This window comes from Variovorax sp. 20P10.2.4 (assembly GCF_058244205.1).
In genome coordinates this window covers 1-3,895 of the sequence record NZ_JBZAYE010000658.1, presented here as the reverse complement: position 1 = coordinate 3,895, position 3,895 = coordinate 1, and the positions used below count along the sequence as shown (strand labels likewise).

Here is a 3,895-nt window from a genome sequence, read left to right as displayed (position 1 = left end):
AGGCCCGCGATGCGCGGCGCGTCGGTGTCGGCGCACAGCACCGCGTGACCGGCCTCGGCCATGCAGGCCGCGAAGCTCAGGCCCACGTAGCCCGCGCCGAAGACCGCGAGCTTCAAGACAGCGGCCCCGCGGCGGGCCGCGCCCATGCGCGATGGCACTGGCAACCGCGAGGGTTGTGCGATAAAAGCGGCATGCATGCCTTCCCAACGACGTCCGGACAGGAAAAATCGATGATGCCCGATCAAGTGGCGGCGCGCACCGCGCTGGTCCTCGAGACCAACAACCTGCGCGGCGGTGCCGATGCGCAGGCCCAGGCCGCCGCCAGCCTGCGGCGGCTGATCGCGCTGCTCGCGCGTCAGAAGCAGCCGCTGTCCACGCTGGCCCAGGTGGTCATCACGCACGACGGCCTCGATGCCGCCACCTGCGAGGAAGTGCAACGCCTGGCCGGCCGGCCCGTCGACTTCGTGCGCATCGACGCCAGCACCGGCTACTACGACGCCAAGAACACCGGCTTCGCGGCCACCGATCCGGCGCGCTGCGACTGGGTGGTGTTCGCCGATGCCGACTGCCTGCCCGACGAGGACTGGCTGCGCGAGCTGCTCGCGCCCTTCGCGCGCGCCGACGCGCCGGCCGTGGTGGCGGGCCGCACCAGCTACGCGGCCAACGTGGTGGGCACCGCGCTCACCACCATCGACTTCATGTACTTCCCGAACGAGCACGCGGGCGCGACGAGCAACTTCTACGCGAACAACGTGGCGTTCCGGCGCGAGGTCTTCGACACCCACAGCTACCAGGCGCTCGACGGCGTCTACCGCGCCCACTGCCAGGTGCTCGGCATGCGGCTGCGCGCGGCCGGCATCCCGCTGCACTACGCGGCGCGCGCCCACACCGAGCACCGCCTGCCCGACACGCGGCGCGAAGCGCTCAAGCTGCGCTGGATGCGCGGGCAGGACACGTATTCGCTCACGCCGCACCTGCTGCGCAGCTACGTGTCGCCGCGCTGGCAGTGGCTCGCGAAGAGCGGCCCGATCGGCCCGCTGTGCGTGCTCGTCACGCGGCTGGGCTTCAGCCTGCGCGCGCTCAACCGGCAGGACCTGCCGCCGCTGCGCGGCGCGCGCTGGGCGCTCGGCGTGCTGCTGATCCTGGGCTTCTCGGCCGTCGACATGCTCGGCGCCTTCGCGCGCGGCATCGGCCTGCACACCACGGGCCGCGCGCATGCCGATGCGCAGGCGCTCTCGTACCACCGTCCCTGAGGCCCGCGACCATGGCACGCCTGCTCGTTCTCGCCGCCCTCGCGCTGCTCGCTCCCGGACTCGCGGCCTCGGCCGAGTTCTCGGGCCGCGGCGTCTTCGCCTTCGCCTCGGGCAGCGGCTGCCCCATCGCCGCCGGCACCGGCGAGAACTGCAACCGGCTCGCGCTCGACGACGAAGACACCCGCGCCACGCTCGACGAGGCCACGCACACGCTGCGCTTCGCCAATGGCCGCAGCTACGACGGCAAGCGCATCGTGGGCGACGTGGTGCTGCAGGGCTCGGGCCGCACGGCCGATGGCCAGCGCGTGCCGCTGAGCTTCCATGCGCTGCTGAGCCGCTCGGGCAGCGACTGGTCGTTCAGCAGCCATGCGCATGCGCCGGTGCGCGGCGAGTTCTCCGAGATCCGCATCGATCCCTGGCAGCTCGTGGTCGGCGAGGCCGGCGGCGAACGCGTGCTGTTCAGCAGCGCGCAGGTCGTGGAGGCGCTCGCCAAGCCCTCGCTGACGGCGCGCCTGGCCGACGAACTGGTGCAGGTGCGCGACAACCGCGAGAACGCCGCGCGCGACGCCGACATCACGGTCGGGCTCGGCGTGTCGAAGGCCGTCAAGTGGGTGGCACGCACGCGCTTCGTCACGACGCGCAACCGGCCGCTGGCCGAGGCGATGCGCGAGGGCAACTGGTCGCTCGAGCTGCAGGCCCTGAGCGGACAGATTCCGCGCCAGGTGGTGCAGCGCGACCTGTTCCTCTACGGACTCGAATCGCAGGCCCTGCTGCAGCCGCTGCTGCAGCGCGGCTTCCGCAAGAACGAGAAGCTGACCATCGGCGCCACCGGCGGCAAGGGCTTCGTGCGCTACGACGGGCAGCAGCGCGAGTTCGCGGGCGCCGACGCCACGGCGCGCGGCTTCCTGCAGGGCAGCTTCCTGGGGCTGGTACTCGGCTGGCAGCAACAGCAGTTGCAGCCCGTGGCGCTCGATGCGAAGGCCGGGTCGAATGGCCGCTGAGCTGTACGCGCAGGCCGCGCCGGATGCGCCGAATGCCCCGGGCTTCGAGAGCCTGGCGCCGCCGTTGCTGCGCGGCTGGCCCGCGCTGCAAGCCGCGCTGGTCCACCGCGTGAAGCGCGCCGCGCTGCGCCAGCTGCATGCCAGCCGCGCGGGCGAGGCATTGCTGCTGCGCCTCTACCTCGTGGGCGAGGAATCGTCGGAACAGGCGCTGCAGCGCGAACTGCGCGCCGCCGCGCCCGACTGGCTCGAGCGCCAGCTCGACCAGCACCTGGCCGACGAGCAGCTGCATGCGCGGCTGTTCGCCGAGGCCATCGCCGAACGCGGCGGACGCGCACGGGCCGGCGCCATCGATGGCGAGCAACCGCGGCCCGACTGGTTCAGCCGGCGCAAGCTCGCGCGCTGGCAGGCGCTGATCCGCCGCCACGCGCCGCACTTCGCGCACGGCGGCCTGGTGCCGGCCTATGCGATCGGCCTCGCGGCCGAGCAGATGGCCTCGCGCATCCTCGAGCGCCACTGCGCGCTGATCGGGCCCGCGCATGCGCTGCATCCGCTGCTCGCGCGCGTGTGGGCCGACGAGCAGCGCCATGTGCGGCTGTGCAGCCACACGCTGCAGCGCTGCGTGGCGCCGCACGAGCGCGCGCGGCTCGCACAGTTGATGGACGAGGTGCGCGCCATCGAGCGCGGCTTCGGCATCACGGGCGCGCTCGGCATGTGGTGCGCGGGCGCGGCACTGCGGCTGGTGCCGCGGGCGGGCTGAGCATGCCGCGCATCCTCTACCTCGCGACCGCCGACGCGCGCGGCCACCTGATGCGCTCGCAGTTGCTCACGCACGCGCTGCGCGCGGCCGGCGCGCAGGTGCAGGTGCTGACCACCTCCGACGAGGGCGCGCTCTTCCTCGCGGGCTTCGGCATCGACGCGCCCGTGCTCTCGCGCCACTACGCGGTGCAGTTCGACGCGCGGCAGAACATGCTGCGGCGCGAGACCGACCGCAACGTGGCGCACTACGTGTTCCGGCCCGGCCGCATGCTGCGCGACATCGCGCGGCTGCACGGCCGGCTGCGCGAGGCCGACCTGGTGGTCAACGACTCCTTCCATCCCGCGCTGCTGTTCATGGGCGCGCTGCCGCCGTGGCGGCACAAGGTGGTGCACGTGTACGGCGCGAGCCTGCGGCGCGCGCTCGAAGGCAATTTCAGCGGCCGGCTGCCGGGCTGGACGGCACGCGCCTTCGGCCGCATCGTGGCCTGGCAGATCGGGCGCAGCCGCGCGCGCATCGCGCACGATTTCGCGCAGGAGGCGCCGGCGCACGATGGCCACGGCACCTACTGGCTCGCGACGCCGGTGGCGGTGGCATCGAGCGAGGACGTTGCATCCGTTGCCCCGCGGGCCGCGGTCTACCTCAACCCGCACTTCAAGGACACGGCGCTGGCCGACGGCCTCGAGCACGGCCTGGCCGCCGCGGGCCTGGGCGCGCATTGCGTGGGCGAAGGCTATGCCGGGCGCGCCGGCTGGCAGCCGCAGGACGCGCACTGGATCGACACCGCGGCGCGCAGCGCCTTCATCGTCTCGGCCCCGGGCATGGCCGCGCTGTCGGTCGCCCAGGTCTACCGCAAGCCGATCCTGCTGCTGCAGACCGACCAACCC

Annotated in this window: 4 protein-coding genes and 1 pseudogene; 4 read left to right on the top strand and 1 reads right to left on the bottom strand. The window is 73.1% G+C overall.

Going from position 1 to position 3,895, the window contains the following annotated elements:
* Positions 1–146, bottom strand: a pseudogene (locus tag AC27VN_RS35165) (UDP-glucose 6-dehydrogenase); the annotation flags it as partial.
* 84 nt (positions 147–230) lie between these two features.
* Between AC27VN_RS35165 and AC27VN_RS35160 the strand changes: the two are divergent.
* From AC27VN_RS35160 to AC27VN_RS35145, 4 genes are all read left to right on the top strand, one after another.
* Positions 231–1,253, top strand: a complete 1,023-nt coding sequence (locus tag AC27VN_RS35160; RefSeq protein ID WP_490879603.1) for a glycosyltransferase family 2 protein — start codon at positions 231–233, stop codon at positions 1,251–1,253.
* An 11-nt stretch (positions 1,254–1,264) separates the two neighbouring features.
* Positions 1,265–2,254, top strand: coding sequence for a hypothetical protein (locus AC27VN_RS35155; protein WP_490879602.1), 990 nt, complete (start codon positions 1,265–1,267; stop codon positions 2,252–2,254).
* Positions 2,244–3,011: a hypothetical protein gene (locus tag AC27VN_RS35150; protein ID WP_490879601.1), complete on the top strand. Its 768-nt coding sequence runs from the start codon at positions 2,244–2,246 to the stop codon at positions 3,009–3,011. The genes AC27VN_RS35155 and AC27VN_RS35150 overlap by 11 nt, the downstream gene beginning before the upstream one ends.
* A gap of 2 nt (positions 3,012–3,013) precedes the next feature.
* Positions 3,014–3,895: glycosyltransferase family protein (locus AC27VN_RS35145; protein WP_490879600.1), on the top strand; the 882-nt coding region annotated here is incomplete at its 3' end.

Coding starts and splice junctions, on each gene's coding strand:
- AC27VN_RS35160 (WP_490879603.1), top strand. CDS start 231: ATGATGCCCGATCAAGTGGCGGCGCGCACCGCGCTGGTCCTCGAGACC.
- AC27VN_RS35155 (WP_490879602.1), top strand. CDS start 1,265: ATGGCACGCCTGCTCGTTCTCGCCGCCCTCGCGCTGCTCGCTCCCGGA.
- AC27VN_RS35150 (WP_490879601.1), top strand. CDS start 2,244: ATGGCCGCTGAGCTGTACGCGCAGGCCGCGCCGGATGCGCCGAATGCC.